This window comes from Chelativorans alearensis, from assembly GCF_010993735.1.
In the GTDB taxonomy this organism is placed as follows: Bacteria; Pseudomonadota; Alphaproteobacteria; order Rhizobiales; family Rhizobiaceae; genus Chelativorans; species Chelativorans alearense.
Genome location: NZ_WQNI01000002.1, coordinates 468,856 through 485,154, shown reverse-complemented (window position 1 = coordinate 485,154; position 16,299 = coordinate 468,856). Strand labels below are relative to the sequence as shown.

At 64.8% G+C, this 16,299-nt stretch carries 14 protein-coding genes; 7 read left to right on the top strand and 7 right to left on the bottom strand.

Annotated features, from left to right (window positions below; genetic code table 11):
* Nucleotides 1-127: 127 nt before the first annotated feature.
* From GPJ75_RS05195 to GPJ75_RS05185, 3 genes are all read left to right on the top strand, one after another.
* Entirely contained in the window at nt 128-877 is a 750-nt protein-coding gene (locus GPJ75_RS05195) for an electron transfer flavoprotein subunit beta/FixA family protein (RefSeq protein WP_163265791.1), read from the top strand.
* Between the two features lie 117 nt (nt 878-994).
* A complete protein-coding gene (locus GPJ75_RS05190; RefSeq protein ID WP_163265789.1) occupies nt 995-1,924 on the top strand; it encodes an electron transfer flavoprotein subunit alpha/FixB family protein in 930 nt (309 codons plus the stop codon).
* Between the two features lie 231 nt (nt 1,925-2,155).
* Nucleotides 2,156-3,037 carry a 3-hydroxybutyryl-CoA dehydrogenase gene (locus GPJ75_RS05185; protein WP_163265787.1) on the top strand — a complete coding sequence of 294 codons (882 nt, stop codon included), beginning with the start codon at nt 2,156-2,158 and terminating at the stop codon, nt 3,035-3,037.
* 96 nt (nt 3,038-3,133) lie between these two features.
* On the opposite strand, the gene GPJ75_RS05180 is transcribed toward GPJ75_RS05185, so the two are convergent.
* Together GPJ75_RS05180 and GPJ75_RS05175 are read right to left on the bottom strand one after the other, a co-directional pair.
* Entirely contained in the window at nt 3,134-3,925 is a 792-nt protein-coding gene (locus GPJ75_RS05180) for a GGDEF domain-containing protein (protein WP_246248905.1), read from the bottom strand.
* Between the two features lie 87 nt (nt 3,926-4,012).
* Nucleotides 4,013-6,298, bottom strand: coding sequence for an acyl-CoA dehydrogenase (locus GPJ75_RS05175; protein WP_163265785.1), 2,286 nt, complete (start codon nt 6,296-6,298; stop codon nt 4,013-4,015).
* 275 nt (nt 6,299-6,573) lie between these two features.
* Here GPJ75_RS05175 and GPJ75_RS05170 point away from each other — a divergent pair, with 275 nt between their 5' ends.
* Entirely contained in the window at nt 6,574-7,731 is a 1,158-nt protein-coding gene (locus GPJ75_RS05170; protein WP_163265783.1) for an autotransporter outer membrane beta-barrel domain-containing protein, read from the top strand.
* 22 nt (nt 7,732-7,753) lie between these two features.
* Here GPJ75_RS05170 and tlpA read toward each other — a convergent pair whose 3' ends face one another.
* Entirely contained in the window at nt 7,754-8,422 is a 669-nt protein-coding gene (tlpA, locus tag GPJ75_RS05165; protein WP_163265781.1) for a thiol:disulfide interchange protein TlpA, read from the bottom strand.
* A 33-nt stretch (nt 8,423-8,455) separates the two neighbouring features.
* On the opposite strand from tlpA, the gene argH reads away from it, so the two are divergent.
* The 3 genes from argH to lysA are packed head-to-tail and all read left to right on the top strand — an operon-like array spanning nt 8,456 to nt 11,406.
* On the top strand, nt 8,456-9,892 hold the full coding sequence (argH, locus tag GPJ75_RS05160; RefSeq protein ID WP_163265779.1) for an argininosuccinate lyase: 1,437 nt from the start codon (nt 8,456-8,458) through the stop codon (nt 9,890-9,892).
* 41 nt (nt 9,893-9,933) lie between these two features.
* Nucleotides 9,934-10,137, top strand: coding sequence for an LPS translocon maturation chaperone LptM (lptM, locus tag GPJ75_RS05155; RefSeq protein ID WP_163265777.1), 204 nt, complete (start codon nt 9,934-9,936; stop codon nt 10,135-10,137).
* 3 nt (nt 10,138-10,140) lie between these two features.
* Nucleotides 10,141-11,406: a diaminopimelate decarboxylase gene (lysA, locus tag GPJ75_RS05150; protein ID WP_163265775.1), complete on the top strand. Its 1,266-nt coding sequence runs from the start codon at nt 10,141-10,143 to the stop codon at nt 11,404-11,406.
* On the opposite strand, the gene GPJ75_RS05145 is transcribed toward lysA, so the two are convergent.
* Genes GPJ75_RS05145 through GPJ75_RS05130 form a run of 4 tightly spaced genes read right to left on the bottom strand, consistent with a single transcriptional unit; the run spans nt 11,361 to nt 16,142 of the window.
* The gene (locus GPJ75_RS05145) at nt 11,361-12,551 is read right to left on the bottom strand and encodes an OpgC family protein (protein WP_163265773.1); all 1,191 of its coding nucleotides are present in this window, start codon (nt 12,549-12,551) and stop codon (nt 11,361-11,363) included. The genes lysA and GPJ75_RS05145 overlap by 46 nt on opposite strands.
* Complete coding sequence (gene mdoH, locus GPJ75_RS05140; protein WP_163265771.1) at nt 12,551-14,368, bottom strand: glucans biosynthesis glucosyltransferase MdoH; 1,818 nt, start codon at nt 14,366-14,368, stop codon at nt 12,551-12,553. The genes GPJ75_RS05145 and mdoH overlap by 1 nt, the downstream gene beginning before the upstream one ends.
* A gap of 33 nt (nt 14,369-14,401) precedes the next feature.
* A complete protein-coding gene (locus tag GPJ75_RS05135) occupies nt 14,402-14,557 on the bottom strand; it encodes a hypothetical protein (RefSeq protein WP_163265769.1) in 156 nt (51 codons plus the stop codon).
* A complete protein-coding gene (locus GPJ75_RS05130) occupies nt 14,541-16,142 on the bottom strand; it encodes an OpgD/OpgG family glucan biosynthesis protein (protein ID WP_163265767.1) in 1,602 nt (533 codons plus the stop codon). Before GPJ75_RS05130 ends, GPJ75_RS05135 begins: the two co-directional genes overlap by 17 nt.
* Nucleotides 16,143-16,299: the final 157 nt, after the last annotated feature.

Below are 16,299 nucleotides of genomic sequence, written 5' to 3'. Positions count from 1 at the left end.
AAGCCACGCCTTCGGGGAACGACCGAGCTGTCCCGTTTTGCCCCGAACATGGCGGAAATCAGCCATCGGACCGGGCTTGGCGCTGCTATCCAGCGCCGGGTTGCGGAGTTGAGAAAGGTGAATGCGCATGAAGGTCCTTGTTCCGGTGAAGCGGGTGATCGACGCGAATGTGAAGCCGCGCGTTAAAGCCGACGGCTCCGGTGTCGAGCTCGCCAACGTCAAGATGGCGATGAACCCGTTCGACGAGATCGCGGTGGAAGAGGCGATCCGCCTCAAGGAGACCGGCAAGGCCGAAGAGATCGTGGCCGTCTCCATCGGCCCGGCGCAGGCGCAGGAGACGCTGCGCACGGCGCTCGCCATGGGTGCGGACCGCGCTATCCTGGTGAAGACCGACCTGGCTGTCGAGCCGCTCGACGTGGCGAAGATACTCAAGGGCGTGGCCGGTGAGGAGAAGCCGGGCCTTATCATCCTCGGCAAGCAGGCGATCGACGATGATTCCAACCAGACGGGGCAGATGCTGGCAGCCCTTCTCGGCTGGGCCCAGGGCACCTTCGCCTCAAACGTGGCGATCGACGGCGAGAAGGCGACGGTGACGCGCGAGGTCGACGGTGGCCTGCAGGTGGTGGAACTCAAGCTGCCGGCCATCGTGACGACGGACCTGAGGTTGAACCAGCCGCGCTACGCCTCGCTGCCCAACATCATGAAAGCCAAGAAGAAGCCGCTCGACGAGAAGAGCCCGGCGGATTACGGCGTCGAGGTGAAGACGCGCCTCAAGGTTCTGAAGACCGAAGAGCCGGCTGGCCGCAAGGCGGGCATCAAGGTTGGCTCGGTGGCCGAGCTGGTCGACAAGCTGAAGAACGAAGCCGGCGTGCTCTAGATCATGATGCCGCTTCGTTGAATCGTCATCATGATCTAACTATTTGTTTTAGCATGATCTTTTCCGAAAACCGGTATCCACTTTTCGGGATCATGCTCTAGGGAAGGAAACGACGAGATGGCAATTCTCCTCATCGCCGAACACGACAACCACTCCCTCTCCGAGCAGACGGCCAAGGCGCTTTCGGCGGCGGCGAAGATCGGCTCCGACATCGACGTGCTGGTTGCAGGCCAAGGCGCCAAGGCGGCGGCCGAGGCCGCAGCCAAGCTCTCCGGCGTGCGCAAGGTGCTCCTGGCCGAGAGCGACACGCTCGCCGAACGCCTGGCCGAGCCGCTGGCCGCTACCGTGCTTTCGCTGGCCGACGGCTACGACACGCTGATTGCGCCGGCCACGACGACAGGCAAGAACGTGATGCCGCGCGTTGCAGCACTCCTCGACGTGATGCAGGTCTCCGACGTTATCGAGGTGGTGGACGAGAAGACCTTCAAGCGCCCCACCTATGCCGGCAATGCCATTCAGACGGTGGAAGCGACCGACGCCAAGCGCGTCGTCACCGTGCGCACCGCCTCCTTCCAGGCGGCGGGTGAAGGCGGCTCGGCTCCGGTCGAGACGGTGAATGCCGCCGAAGACCCCGGCCTTTCCGCTTTCATCGAGAACAAGATCGAGGAAACCGACCGGCCCGAGCTCACTTCCGCGAAGATCATCATCTCCGGCGGGCGGGCGCTCGGTTCGGCGGAAAAGTTCGAGGAGGTGATCCTGCCGGTAGCCGACAAGCTGGGAGCCGCGGTCGGCGCCTCGCGCGCGGCGGTCGACGCGGGATATGCGCCGAACGATTGGCAGGTGGGCCAGACGGGCAAGGTGGTGGCGCCCGATCTCTACATCGCCTGCGGCATCTCCGGTGCCATCCAGCATCTGGCCGGCATGAAGGATTCCAAGGTCATCGTCGCCATCAACAAGGACGAGGAGGCACCCATCTTCCAGGTCGCCGACTACGGGCTGGTGGCCGATCTCTTCGACGTCCTGCCGGAGCTCGAAAAGGCGCTTTGACATTCCTCAAGGCGCGTGCACAATTTGCGAAGGGCGGGGTAGACACGGCTCCCCCGCCCTTTTGGAGTGTCCGGTGTCCGTTCGGATGCTACACAAGGGCGCTCTAAGTTTTTGAATCTACGCATCGTGCCTTCCGAAAAATCGATTCCGATTTTCGGGCCGATGCTGTAGGTTGCACTGCAACAAGAACATGCGCGGGGGCGACACGCACCCCGCGGCAGGATCGGTGACATGACGGGCAAGATCGAGACGGTGGGTATCGTCGGCGCCGGCCAGATGGGCAGCGGCATCGCCCATGTAAGCGCGCTGGCCGGCTACCGCGTAAAGCTTTACGACATTTCGCCGGAGCGCATCGAGGCGGGCATCGCCACCATCAGCGGCAACATGGCGCGCCAGGTCTCCTCCGAGAAGCTCGAGGACAAGGAAAGGCAGAAGGCGCTCGGCCGCATCGCGCCGGCGAACGCGCTGGAGGATCTGGCGGACTGCGATCTCGTTATCGAGGCAGCGACGGAAGACGAGACGATCAAGCGCAAGATATTCGCCCAGCTCTGCCCGATCCTCAATCCGGAGGCGCTGGTCGCCACCAATACCTCCTCCATCTCCATCACGCGGCTGGCCTCGCAGACCGACCGCGCCGAGCGCTTCATCGGCATCCATTTCATGAACCCGGTGCCGGTGATGAAGCTGGTGGAGCTGGTGCGCGGCATCGCCACCGAGGACCTGACCTTCGACACCGCCCGTGCCTTCGTCGAAAGCCTCGACAAGACCATCACGGTGGCGGAGGATTTCCCGGCCTTCATCGTCAACCGCATCCTGTTGCCGATGATCAACGAGGCCATCTACACGCTCTACGAGGGCGTAGGCTCGGTGGAAGCGATCGACACGGCCATGAAGCTCGGTGCCAACCATCCGATGGGCCCGCTGCAGCTTGCCGATTTCATCGGCCTCGACACGTGCCTGTCCATCATGCAGGTGCTCTACGAGGGGCTGGCCGATTCCAAATACCGCCCCTGCCCGCTCTTGGTGAAATATGTCGAGGCGGGATGGCTCGGCCGTAAATCGGGCCGCGGCTTCTACGACTACCGCGAGGACCCGCCCGTTCCGACGCGCTAGACCAGTTCATCGTCATGGAATCGATGAACTTGTCTAACTCCTTGTTTTGTCGCAATTTCGGACGGAAAACCGGTACCAACTTTTCCTGGAATTGCACTAATGCAGCGCCAGGGCCGGCGGCTGGTCCACCTCGATGCGCGTCAGCATGATGCGGTTGCGGCCGGCGCTCTTGGCTTCGTAAAGGCGCTCGTCGGCAACGCGGAAGAGCTCGCTGAAGCCGACCCTGCGCGTGAAGGCGGCACATCCCACGCTGACCGAGAGCGGGCAGATCTCGCCGCCGGGGCGAAAGGCCACGCGATTGACCCTCTGGCGGATGCGCTCGGCAACACTTGCCGCCCCGCGCTCGGTCGCCCCCGGCAGGAAGACGCCGAACTCCTCCCCGCCGAGCCGGCCCACCAGATCGGTCTTGCGCACGGCGGAGCGGATCGCGTGAGCGATCGCCTTCAGCGCCATATCGCCTTCGTAGTGCCCGAAGCGGTCGTTGATCTTCTTGAAGTGGTCGGCGTCGATCACCAGGAGCGCCCCTGCGACAGCCTCGTCATCGCCGCCGTCGGCCAGCCACTTCTCGACGCGCGCGGAGAAGGAGCCGCGATTGAGGCAGCGCGTCAGGAAGTCCGTCGCCGCCGCGTCGGCCAGCTTGTAATTGACAATGGCCAGTTCGCGCAGCTTGAGCGTCAGGTAGAAGAACAGCGGCGCTGCCAGCAGAATTGTGATCACGACGGCGGAGAGGACGGCCCGCTTCCGCACTGCCTCGTCAAAGGACAGGAACAAAGTATAGTTGATGCTGACCGCGACGACGATACAGCCCGCTGTACCGAGAATCGTCCAGTAGGTGAGCTTAATGCGGCCGCGCGCGGACATTCCCCGCAATGAGGCAAGCAAACGCATTTGACCTGTCCCCCGACAATCCCCCCTTTTCTCAGAAAAGCATGAAGAATGGGTTTAACGGGGGCCTCGATGGCCGCTGGCGGAGGCCTATTGCGCCGGCTGCTTCTGGCGGCGAGGGCGGGCGCTGGTCTTCTTTGCCTTCCTGTGCTGATCGGCGATGGGGGAGATCTCCTCCATGGGGAAGGCGTCCACCGCGACCACCTTGTCCACAGCCTCCTTCACCTTGGCGAGGAGGGCGAGTTCGGTGGCGGTGATGATGCCCTTTACGTGGGCCGCCTGCGGGTCCGGCACCTTGCCGTCGCGCAGCTTCTTCTCGATGGGTGCGGCCTCCGTGACGAGCTGGAAAGCTTCCTCGAGGTCCTTGATGGGGTGCTCGGCATGGCCGGCGCCGAGGTAGAGGTCCGGTGTCAGCCGGTCGCGCTGGGCTGAGGGCTTCATGAGGATGTCCGCCACCTGCGCGATCAGCCGGTCGGAGGGGACGGGCTCCGGCACCCCCATGGGAAAGGTGACAACGCGCACGGACCAGGCAGCCCAACGCGCCGGCAGATTGTCCAGCACGCCCTTGAAGGCCGCGCCGATGCGGCTTTCGCCCTGGCGCATCAGATAGTCGACGAGCGGCCGATCTTCCTCCTGCCGGCCCTCGTCCTCGAACCGCTTGAGGACGGCGCCGAGCAGATAAAGCTCGGCCAGGATGTCGCCAAGCCGCGCCGAGATCAGCTCCTTGCGCTTCAGGGCGCCGCCCAGGGTCAGGAGCGCGACATCGGTGAGGAGCGCGAAGGCGGCGGCATAGCGCGACAGCCTCTTCCAGTGACGCGGCATGGCGGCACCGTCGGGCGCCGGGCCGATCAGCCCGCCCGACCAGCCGCGCACGATGGCCCGCCACTTGGTCCTCGCGACATGCCCGAAATGCGCCCAGAAGGCGCGGTCGAAGGCTTCGAGCCCTTCCGCCTTGTCCTCGTTCGAAAGCGCCAGCATCTCCTTGAGCATGAAGGGGTGCGAGCGCACCGCGCCCTGGCCGAAGATCATCAGGCTGCGGGTGAGGATGTTCGCCCCCTCGACGGTGATGCCGATGGGCACCGAGCGGTAGCCGCTGGCGAGGTAATTGCGCGGGCCGTCGATGATGCCCTTGCCGCCGTGGATATCCATGGCATGCTCCAGCGAGCGGCGCATGCGCTCCGTGGCGTGGTACTTCATGATCGCCGAGAGGACCGACGGCCTGTGCCCCTGGTCGAGGGCGGCCACCGTCAGCCGCCGCGCCGCGTCGATGAGATAGGTGTTGCCGGCGATCTCGGCGAGCGGCTCCTGCACGCCCTCGAACAGGCCGATGGGCACGTTGAACTGGCTGCGCACCCGCGCATAGGCGCCCGTGGCACGTGCGCTCATGGCGGCGGACGCCGCCGATTGCGACGGCAGCGAGATGCTGCGCCCGGCGGCAAGAGCGGTCATCAACATGGTCCAGCCCTGGCCGATCTGCTCTTCCCCGCCCAGGATGTGGTCCAGCGGCACGAACACGTCCTTGCCGTAGAGCGGCCCGTTCTGGAAGAAGGTGAAGAGCGGGATGTGCCGCTCGCCGTGGCTGACGCCTCTTGTATCGGTGGGCAAGAGCGCTACGGTGATGCCCAGTTCCTCTCCCCGGCCCAGATGGTTTTCAGGGTCGCGCATCTTGAAGGCAAGCCCCATAACCGTGGCGATGGGGCCGAGCGTGATGTAGCGCTTGTGGAAGTTGAGGCGCACGCCGAGCACCTTTTTCCCCTTCCAGGTGCCGTATTCGACCACGCCGGTATCGGCCATCGCCGCGGCATCCGAGCCGGCGTCGGGCGAGGTGAGGCCGAAGCAGGGGATCTCGCGGCCGTCGGCGAGCCGCGGCAGCCAGTAGTTGCGCTGCGCATCCGTCCCGAAATGCATGAGAAGCTCGCCCGGCCCCAGCGAATTGGGCACCATCACGGTAACGCCCGCCACCACGCTGGCCGAAGAGACCATGCGCACCACCTCCGAATGCGCCGTGTTGGAAAAGCCGAGCCCGCCATAGTCCTTCGGGATGATCATGCCGAAGAACTTCTTCTTGCGCATGAAATCCCAGGCGGATTTGGCAAGGTCCCGGTCGCGCCAGTTCAGCGTCCAGTCGTCGACGAGCGCGCAGAGTTCGCGCACCTCCCCGTCCATGAAGGCTTGCTCCTCCTCCGACAGCCTTGCCCTCGGAGTGGCCAGAAGCGTGTTCCAGTCCGGGTTGCCGGAGAACAGCTCCCCGTCCCACCACACGGTGCCGGCATCGATCGCCTCGCGCTCCGTCTCGGAGATGGGCGGCATGATGCTCGAAGCCCACTTGAAGATTGGTGCGGTGACGTAATCGCGGCGAAATGTGCGGAGATCCATGGCGCAGCCTTCCGTCCGTGTGCCTCTTATCGCGGGCTCCAAGCAGAATGGCCGGCCTCGCGACTGTGTTCCGTCGGAGAAATTCGACGGAGACCCTCCGATCGTCCCCGCAAGCCTGCCCCGACTATGGCAGATAAACAACACTTGCCAACAATCACGCAAAATTTATGGACGAAACGGTGCGTTACTGATTGTGATAAATCTCGATTGCGATTAGTTGAATGGCTGGGTGCAGGTTTGAGTGAGCTGTACGCTTTCTTGCGGGCGGCGGGGCTATGTTTCGATCTCTGATGCTCAGGCGGCTGAGCGCTACCGGATTGGTTGCGATATTTGCGCTGGCGGCGGGTCCGCCGGCGGCGGCCGAGGACGGCACGGTGATCGCCCTTTCCGACACCCTTGCCGCGCTTTCCCGACAGAGGGGCAAGAGCATTGCGAGCGCCAACCGGCAGCTCGAATTGGTCCGCAACCGTCTTGAGGGCACGCGCGGCCCGCGCCTTGACGGCAGAAACGTCAATGCGAGCTCGCTGGCGATGCGGTTCGCCGGTGGATCGAAGAAGAAGGGCGCCGCCTTCGAGACCAAGCACCTTCTCGCACCGGAAAAGGCGCGCCGCACGCGGCGCCGTGCGGCCTGGCTTGGCGGCAACGTGACGCTCGACAGCGCGCGCGCCGAGAACCCGCGCCTTGCAGCACTTTACACAAACGGTCTCACGTTCGGCGCCGACATGCGCCTTGGCCCGCGCCTTCTGGTGGGAAATGCCGTCGGCGCGGCCTTCGACAGGATACCGTTCGGTGCCGACGGTTCGCTGGGGACCTACTACCTGTCCAACACGCTCTATGGCAGCCTGACGACCTCGAGAGATACTTTTCTGGATGTCGCGCTCGGCGCTTCCCGCAGCGAATTCTCGGGCAACTACGGCGCCGCCGGGCAGTCCGCAACGGGCCGCCGTGCGGCAAACCAGTTCTACGGTCAGGCGCGCTACAGCCGTCGCTTCGAGCGCGATCGGGTTCGCGTCCGCTCCTACGGGCAGGCAAAGCTCTTGCACACGCGCTTGGGCAACTATCGGGAGAAGGGCGACGGAGCCCGCCTCAGCCAGTCGCGATCGATCGCTTCGCTCGAGCTTACGCTTGGTGTGCGCGGAGAAACAACGGTGACCGCCAATGTCGGGAAGCTGACGCCGCACGCCGTCCTGGAAGTATCGCGGGCAGCGAGGAGGACGTCGCGCGCTGTCGTCACGTCGCTGGATGAGGAGACGGGCGACAGCCACGTGATAGCCTCGTCGCGCGGCCAATCAGGCAGGCTCACCGCCCGCACCGGGCTCAACTGGGCGATCAGCGACAGCGCCACTCTCAAGGGCGAGTATTCGGTATCCTCGGGCATGGCCGAGTTCGTCCCGCAGCAGAAAGTGACGGCCAGCTTCAAGCTGAAATTCTGATGCCGGGCGCCCGTCTGTAGGGTCAGCGCTCTTCCCCCACGACAGCCACAACCAACCGTTTGGCGTCCTCGCCCGCCCATTCGGCCGGCCCGTTCATGTGGGCAAGCAGGCAGCCTTCCTCATCGATGAGGAGGGTCACCGGCAGGCCAAGCGCCAGCCCGCGTCGCTTCAGGTCGTTGAAGATAGCGAGCGATTCGTCGCGGTAGTAGTCGAGCGAGCCGATGCCGATCTCTTCAAGAAAGGCCTTCGGCTTCTCGTCGCCGCCGCGGTCGATGTTCACGGCCACCACTTCGAAGCGGTCGGAGCCCATTTCCCGCTGCAGCGCGTCAAGGGCCGGCATCTCCTCGCGGCAGGGAACGCACCAGGTGGCCCACAGATTGACGAGCAGCGCCTTGCCGGCGAAGTCGGCGACCGTCATCGCCTCGCCGTTGGGGCCGTTGAAGGCGAGGTCGCTCAAGGGCTGGGACGGATCGGCCGGCAGCAGCGCCGCCACGTCGCCAGTGATGACAGGTTCGAGCGCCGCCGCCTCTTCGGTCTTGGCGGCGCAGGCCGTCTGTTCGCTCCCGCCAGCGGCGTTGTTGCCATCGGCCCCGCCCATCACGTATACGGCGATGGCCCCGGCGACGACGCCCGCCACCGCAGCGATTGCGATCAGGCGAAGCGCTGGAAGGTTCCGCATAGTGTCCGCCATTCCTAAAACACCACTCCAAGCCCGGTTATCACAATGAGCGAAAATAAAGCCAGCAACCGCATGTGGGGCGGACGTTTTGCCTCAGGCCCCGACGCCGTGATGGAAGCCATCAACGCGTCCATCGGCTTCGACAAGAAGCTTTACGCCCAGGACATCCGCGGCAGCCTGGCACACGCCGCCATGTTGGTCGAAACTGGCATAATCTCGGCCGAAGACGAACGAAAGATCGCTCACGGACTGAACACGATCCTGTCAGAGATCGAGGCCGGCACGTTCGAATTCTCCGCCAAGCTGGAGGACATCCACATGAATGTGGAGGCGCGGCTTGCCGAACTGATCGGGCCGGCCGCCGGACGGCTGCACACCGCGCGCTCGCGCAACGACCAGGTGGCGCTCGACTTCCGCCTGTGGGTGAAGGAGGAGTTGCAGCGCGTCGATGCCGCGCTCGGTGGACTTCTGGAAGCGTTCCTTGCCCGCGCCGAGGAGCACGTGGCGACGGTGATGCCCGGCTTCACCCATTTGCAGACGGCCCAGCCCGTCACCTTCGGCCACCACCTGATGGCCTATGTGGAGATGTTCGGCCGCGACCGCTCACGCGTGCGCGACGCGATTCTGCGGCTGGACGAATGCCCGCTGGGCGCAGCAGCACTCGCCGGCACCGGCTTTCCCGTCGACCGGCACATGACGGCCAAGGCACTCGGATTCCGCGAGCCGACGCGCAACTCCATCGACACGGTCTCGGACCGCGATTTCGCGCTGGAGTTCCTGTCCGTCGCCGCCATCTGCGCCACGCATCTTTCGCGGCTTGCCGAAGAGATCGTCATATGGTCGACGCCGCAATTCGGCTTCGTGCGGCTCTCCGACGCCTTCTCAACCGGCTCCTCCATCATGCCGCAGAAGAAGAACCCGGACGCCGCCGAACTGATACGCGCCAAGACCGGCCGCATCAACGGCGGACTGGTCGGACTCCTGACCGTGATGAAGGGCCTGCCGCTCGCCTATTCCAAGGACATGCAGGAGGACAAGGAGGCCGTCTTCGACGCCGCCGAGACGCTCGACCTGATGCTCGCCGCCATGACCGGCATGGTGGGTGACCTGGAGGTCGACGGCCGGGCGATGCGGAAGGCGGCCGGAAGCGGCTTCTCCACCGCCACGGACCTCGCCGACTGGCTGGTGCGCGAGGCGGGCCTGCCCTTCCGCGAGGCCCATCACGTGACCGGCCGCGCCGTGGCGCTGGCGGAAGAACGGAAATGCGGGCTGGAGAGGCTGCCGCTCGACGATCTCAAGGCGATCCATCCGGCGATCACCGACGGGGTCTACTCGGTCCTGTCGGTGACGAACTCGGTCAAAAGCCGCACCTCCTACGGCGGCACGGCACCAGCCGAGGTGCGCCGGCAGATCCGCGCCTGGAGGAAACGCTTGAAACGGGATGCCCCGAAACCGGATGCAACGGCGGCGAAAAGGCGTTAAAACCCCCGCACCTTTGTTTGCTTGAAGAGAACGGACGATACATGACGGCCCGCGGAACGCTCACCCTTCTCGTGCTCGGCCTGGCGCTCGGCCTTGCCGCCTGCGGCCGCAAGGCGCCGCTCGACACGCCCTACGAGGCCGCCGTCGAAGCGCGCAAAGAGGCCGAACGCAACGACGAGCCTCTGCCGCCGGAGCCGAAGAGGCCAGTCAGGGAGCGGCCGTTCATTCTCGATGGACTGATTTAGCCCGTGAACCACTTTCAGTATCATGACGGCATCCTGCATGCCGAGGACGTGCCGTTGCCGGAGATCGCGGCAGCGGTCGGCACCCCCTTCTATTGCTATTCCACCGCCACGCTGACGCGCCACTATCGCGTCTTCGAAGAAGCGCTTTCCGGCCTCGATTCGCTTATCTGCTACGCCATGAAGGCCAACTCGAACCAGGCCGTGGTGAAGACGCTGGGCGGCCTTGGCGCCGGCGCAGACGTGGTGTCCGAGGGCGAGCTGCGCCGTGCGCTCGCCGCCGACATCCCGGCGCAGAGAATCCTCTTCTCCGGCATCGGCAAGACGGCGCGCGAGATGGATTTCGCGCTTGTCGCCGGCATTCTCTGCTTCAATGTCGAGTCCATGCCCGAACTGGAGCTTCTTTCCACCCGCGCCCAGGCGCTGGGCCTGACGGCCCCTGTCTCGCTGCGCATCAACCCGGACGTAGACGCCAGGACGCATCGGAAGATCTCCACCGGCAAGGCGGAGAACAAGTTCGGCATTCCGTGGAAGGATGCCCGTGCCGCCTATCGGCGCGCCGCCGAGCTGCCCGGCCTCGAAGTCACCGGCATCGACATGCATATCGGCAGCCAGATCACCGAGCTGCAGCCTTTCGACGACGCCTTCGCGCTTCTGACGGAGCTGACGGAGACGCTGCGGGAAGATGGCCACGCCATCGAGCACGTGGACCTCGGCGGCGGGCTCGGCGTGCCCTACCGCGAGGACAACGAGCCGCCGCCGCTGCCTCAAGCCTACGCCGAGATCGTGCGCAAGCATGTGACGCGGCTGGGCGTGAAGGTGTTTCTGGAGCCGGGCCGGCTGATCGCCGGCAATGCCGGTGTCCTCGTCTCGCAGGTCCTGTACGTGAAGGAGGGCGACGCGAAGAACTTCCTCATCGTCGACGCGGCGATGAACGACCTCATCCGCCCGACGCTCTACGACGCCTATCACACCATCCGCCCGGTGCGTGAGCCGGCGGTGGACGCTCCGCGCATAACGGCGGACGTGGTGGGGCCCGTGTGCGAAACGGGCGACTTCCTGGCGCTGGACCGCGACCTGCCGGCGATGCGGTCTGGCGACCTGATCGCCATCGCCACGGCGGGCGCCTATGGCGCGGTGCAGGCAAGCACCTACAATTCACGCCTCCTGGTGCCGGAAGTTCTGGTCAAGGACGACCACTTCCACGTGGTGCGCCCGCGCTTGACCTATGAGGCGCTCATCGGCTTGGATTCGATGCCAGACTGGCTTTGAACCGCCGCTGCGAGGGGCAGATCAGGCAAAGCGGCTGTACGCCTCTTCTTTTCCGATGTCTCCGAAAGGAACCGGGCAACCGCATATTGCAGGAGGATGCCGCCAAGGATCAGCGCGGTATCCTCCAGAACCGTCGTCTCGAAGCGCGCGCGCAGAACCTGCAGCGCGATCGATAGAACGGAGCCCGTTGCGAAAACCGCAAGGCCGTTCTGACCCATGAGCGCGACGGGCCGGAAGGCCGGCTCCGCCAGAAGGCGCGACACCGCTGCAAGGTTCGTCAATACGTAGGCCAGCGCCAAGGTGTGCAGCAGGCGTGGCAGGGAAAGGAACGTCTTGTCGAAGCCGGCGATGAAGAAGGGCAGATGTTGCCGGCCCGGTAAGGCACCCATGCGCAGCTTTATCCACATCAGCGCGAAGGCGAGGAAGATTGCGGCGGCGTAAAACAGCCTGCGGTTGAACGGGACCAGCTTGCGCCCCTCGCTTGCCGACAGGCCAGCGGCAATGCCGATGGCGTAGATGAGCTGCCAGGACAGCGGATTGAAGAACCAGCCGCCGGGGTTGGGGTAGTTGGGCAGGTTCAGCCGGAACGTCCCCGCCGCAAGCCAAATCAGGGCGGCAAGGCCGATCATCGCCCAGCGGTCCCTCAGCCCGATCATGATGTAAAGCGGCGAGACGACCAGCAGCATGAAATAGAGCGGCAGGATGTTGAAATAGCCGAGCTGGTGGCCGAGCGTCGGCACGCCGACCATCGCCGAAAGCGGGCGGTCGAGAAGGCGGGTGAAGTTGAACTTCTCCACCAGCTCCGCCGTGTCCAGGAACAGGATGCCGCCGGCGACGATGGCGATGGCGAACACGGTGGTGACGATATGCGTGACATAGATCGTGCCGGCCCGCCGCCATACCCGCAGGAGAGCTTTGCCGAGGTCGCCGGACCTGAAGCCGCGCGCATAGGCAAGCCCCACGGCAATACCAGACATCAGCACGAATGCCTCGGCCGCGTCGGAGAAGCCGAAATTGCGCGACGTCAGCGCCTCGTAGATGTTGCCTGGCACGTGATTGACGAAGATCGTCAGCAAGGCCAGGCCGCGGAAGACGTCCAGGCGATGATCCCGGCCCCCAACGGCCGGCGGAATGGATGTGCTCACTAAGTTCTCCCCGCCCCGGCCGGCGTATGGGTGTCACGCAGCGGCTGTATAGGTCTGGCCACAGCCTCGCCTGCCTCTGCCGCCACGTCGCTGCGCCAACGCAAAAGAATGCCTTCCTGCAAGCGCATCACCGAGGCGGGTACCCGCTCCTCGATGGTGGCGAAGAGGCCGAACCGCCGGCCAAGCCCGGCGGCCGCGAAAGATGTGCCGCTGATGAGAAGCGGCGCCAGAAGCTGCGGTCCCGTCACCAGCATGACATAGGGCAGGTAGTCCGGCGCCAGCCGATAGGCGGCGCCGATTGTCAGCGAGCCCGCCACGACGATCCACCAGCTCGCCGCCCATGCTTCGCCGAGGCTTACCCGATCCGCCTCGCGGTTGGCCGCCGGCCATCCCGCGTCCAGACCGGCCAGCACCTGAATCACGGCGCGCGACTGAAACATCATCATCACCGGGGCAAGCAGGCTCGTGCACGCGACCTCGACCATGACGCTGAAGAAACAGCGGAGCGAGCCGCCGAAACGGCGGTTGCGCCCGGTCACCGCGCCGTCGAGGAGAATGAGGAGCTTCGGCCCGATCAAAAGGCCGACGACGCCCGTCATAAGGGCCAGTGCGTTGGCCTGTTCGACGCGCGGGAACACCGGCAACAGGCCCGGCACGGGGAAATAGTCCGGGATCACCTTCATCGCCGGTGCGACGATGCTGGCAACCAGGAACAGCGCCCAAAGGGGGGCAGCCACATAGGCCATGATGCCCTGGATGAAGACAAAGCGGTTCCAGGCCTTCAAGCCGGGAGCGGCGAGGAGGCGGCTGTGCTGCAGGTTTCCCTGGCACCAGCGCCGGTCACGCTTGGCGAAGTCGATCACATTGTCCGGCCCTTCCTCGAAGGAGCCCCTGAGATCCGGGTCGAGACGCACCTTCCAGCCGTTGCGCGCGAGAAGCGCTGCCTCGACATAGTCGTGGCTCAGAATATGGCCGCCAAAGGGAGGCCTGCCCGGCAGCTCCGGCAGGCCGCAGCTGCCGGCGAAGGCGCGCGTGCGCGCGATGGCGTTATGCCCCCAGAACGGCCCTTCCCTGCCTTGCAGCATCGCCAGCCCGCCCGCATAGACGGGTGAATAATAGGAGGCGGAGAATTGGATCGCGCGGCCGAAGAAAGACCGCGCATGGACAACCTTGGGCAGCGTCTGCAGGAGGCCGAGGTCCGGCTCCGCCTCCATGCGCCGCACCATCTCCACCATCGTGGCGCCTTCCATCAGGCTGTCGGCGTCGAGGATGATGAGGTAGTCGTAGAGCGCGCCGGAGGTCTTGATGAAATCGGCGATGTTGCCGGCCTTCTTGCCGGGATTGGACTCCCGGCGGCGATAGAACACCCGGCAGGCCTCGCCCACCTCCCCCTTCAGCCGGTCGAACCAGAATTCCTCCTGGCGGGCAATCCGCAGGTCGTTGGTGTCGGAAAGGATGGCGAAGTCGAATTGCCCGCCGAAGCCGAGGCGGTCGAGGCTTCCGGTCATCGCCGCCACGTGAGAGAAGCTCTTGGCCGGATCCTCGTTATAGACGGGAACGAGCACCGCTGTTCTTACCGTCGGCGCCGTCTGGGGGGGAGCGTCCGGCATTCTTTTTCCACGTGCCGAAAGAAGGCCGTTAAGAGCCAGCCCCGCTCCCCAGGCGAGCCAGGCGGTGCTGATCGCCAGAAGCACGACGCGCGCCGGGTCGAGCCACTGCACGCCGTCGGCGTAGAAATAGCCCGCCGCCAGAAAACTGGCGATCGCCGCCATCGTGGCAGCGAACGAAAGGGAGAGAATGCGCCGGAGCGTGACCATGCATTGTTATCCGTTGGAGCCAGTAAGGCTGGCTTAGCGCAGCGCAAACCACTGCATCAGCGGCCGCAGGAGCAAGCCGCGGCGCTGTCGAACGAGTGTCTGCTCCGGCATCGCCATCGGGGCGGCCGGCAGGCCGCTTTCCTCGACAAGGTGATGCACGCGGCTTTTTCCCTCAGGAACGCCCATCATTTTCTCTCCACTGATACACCCACGTTTCCGACAACTTGCGCTCGCCCAAATGCAGCGAAGCGCTCAGTTCCACCGGCGCATCGCCGTCCGGCTCCAGATCGATCACCATGCGCCACGCACCGTTGGCTTCGACCCGCGATACTGTTGTATGGACAACCTCTGCACGGCTGACGGAAATGCTCGCTTCAACGTCTTCATCGGCAGAAAGGTTCCGCAGCGCCTCGCCCTCGAAATCGACCACGAACTTGCGCAGCGTCTGCGAGTTCTCGACACCCGACACGCCGCCGATGCCCGTCCTGAGGGCGGAGACCCGCGCCAGCGCTTCACTTGGCTCCTCGATGGCACCCCATGTGAGGCGGTAGCGGAACTCGAGCTCCTGGCCCGCCTTCACCTCGCCTTCCGGGATCCAGAAGGCGACGATGTTGTCGTTGATCTCCAGCTCCGTCGGCAATTCGACGAGGTTGATCGTGCCTTTGCCCCAGTCGCCCACGGGCTCGACCAGCAGCGAAGGCCGGCGCTCATAGCCAGCGCCGGCATCCTGATAGTGGTCGAATACGCGGTCGCGCTGGAACAGGCCAAAGGCCTTCGGGCTCGTCTCGGAGAAGAACGAATTCGCCAGTTCGTGCGGGTTGTTGAGGGTTCGCCACAATTCCTCGCCGCTGGCGCGGACGATCTTCAGCCCGTCGCTGTCGTGCACCTGGCCACGGAAATCGTCGAAAGCGCTCTTGTTGTTCTCGGCGAAGAGGAACATGGAGGTCATGGGTGCAATACCCAAACGCTTAACGTCGCTGCGGATGTAAAGCCGCGCCGTGACGTCCATCACGGTGTTCCGCCCGGGGGTGATCTTGAAGGCATAGGCGCCGGTCACGCTCTCGCTGTCGAGCGCGGCGTAGACCGTGACCTCGGCGCTTTCGCGGGTCGGTTTCTCGATCCAGAAATCAGTGAAGCGGGGAAACTCCTCGCCCTCGCTCGTCGCCGTGTTGACGGCGAGGCCGCGCGCCGAGAGCCCGTAGACGTTGCCCCGGCCGAGCGCACGGAAATAACTGGCGCCAAGGAAGGCAACCAGCTCGTCCATCACCTGCGGATCGTTGAGCGGATAGTGCAGCCGGTAACCGGCGACACCCGGCAGTTCGAGGCCGGCGAAATCTTCCGCATTCAGCGGCTTGCGGTACTCGAACATGCTGCTGTCGATATGGATCGCCGAGGCGCGGCCGTTCTCGACCACATGAATCCTCACCGGCTGCTTGAAGAGCCAGCCAGGATGGAACGCCTGGAGCTCGAACGGCGCCTCGCCGCGCCACAGCGCCTCTTCCGGACGGAAGCGGATGGCGCGGTGCTGATCGTAGGTGAGCTCCGTGATGACGTCGGGCAGCGTGCCTTCCGGCGCCTCGTAGCTCTCGCCGGCGCGCTGCTTCATGGCCGCGCTGAGTTGCTCGAACGAAAAGGCTGCGCTCTCGCCGGCTGCTCCGTCTCCCGCGCGCGGCGCCTCCGCCTGCTCCTGGGCAAAGACGGCCGAACTGCTGAGAGCCGCCGAAGCGCCCAACAGAAAGCGGGCACCGGAAACGATGAAAGAACGACGCTGCATGAACATCCTGCTTGGTTAATGGGAAGTGCGCGGAAGCCGCGATAGGCGCTCCGGGAAACCCTTTGAATGCGATGAGTTGGAAAAGGTTGAGGCAGACTTCATAAAATTCAGAGACGTTCTGTCATAGAATATGAATAGCCGCCTAATCTCCGCCATG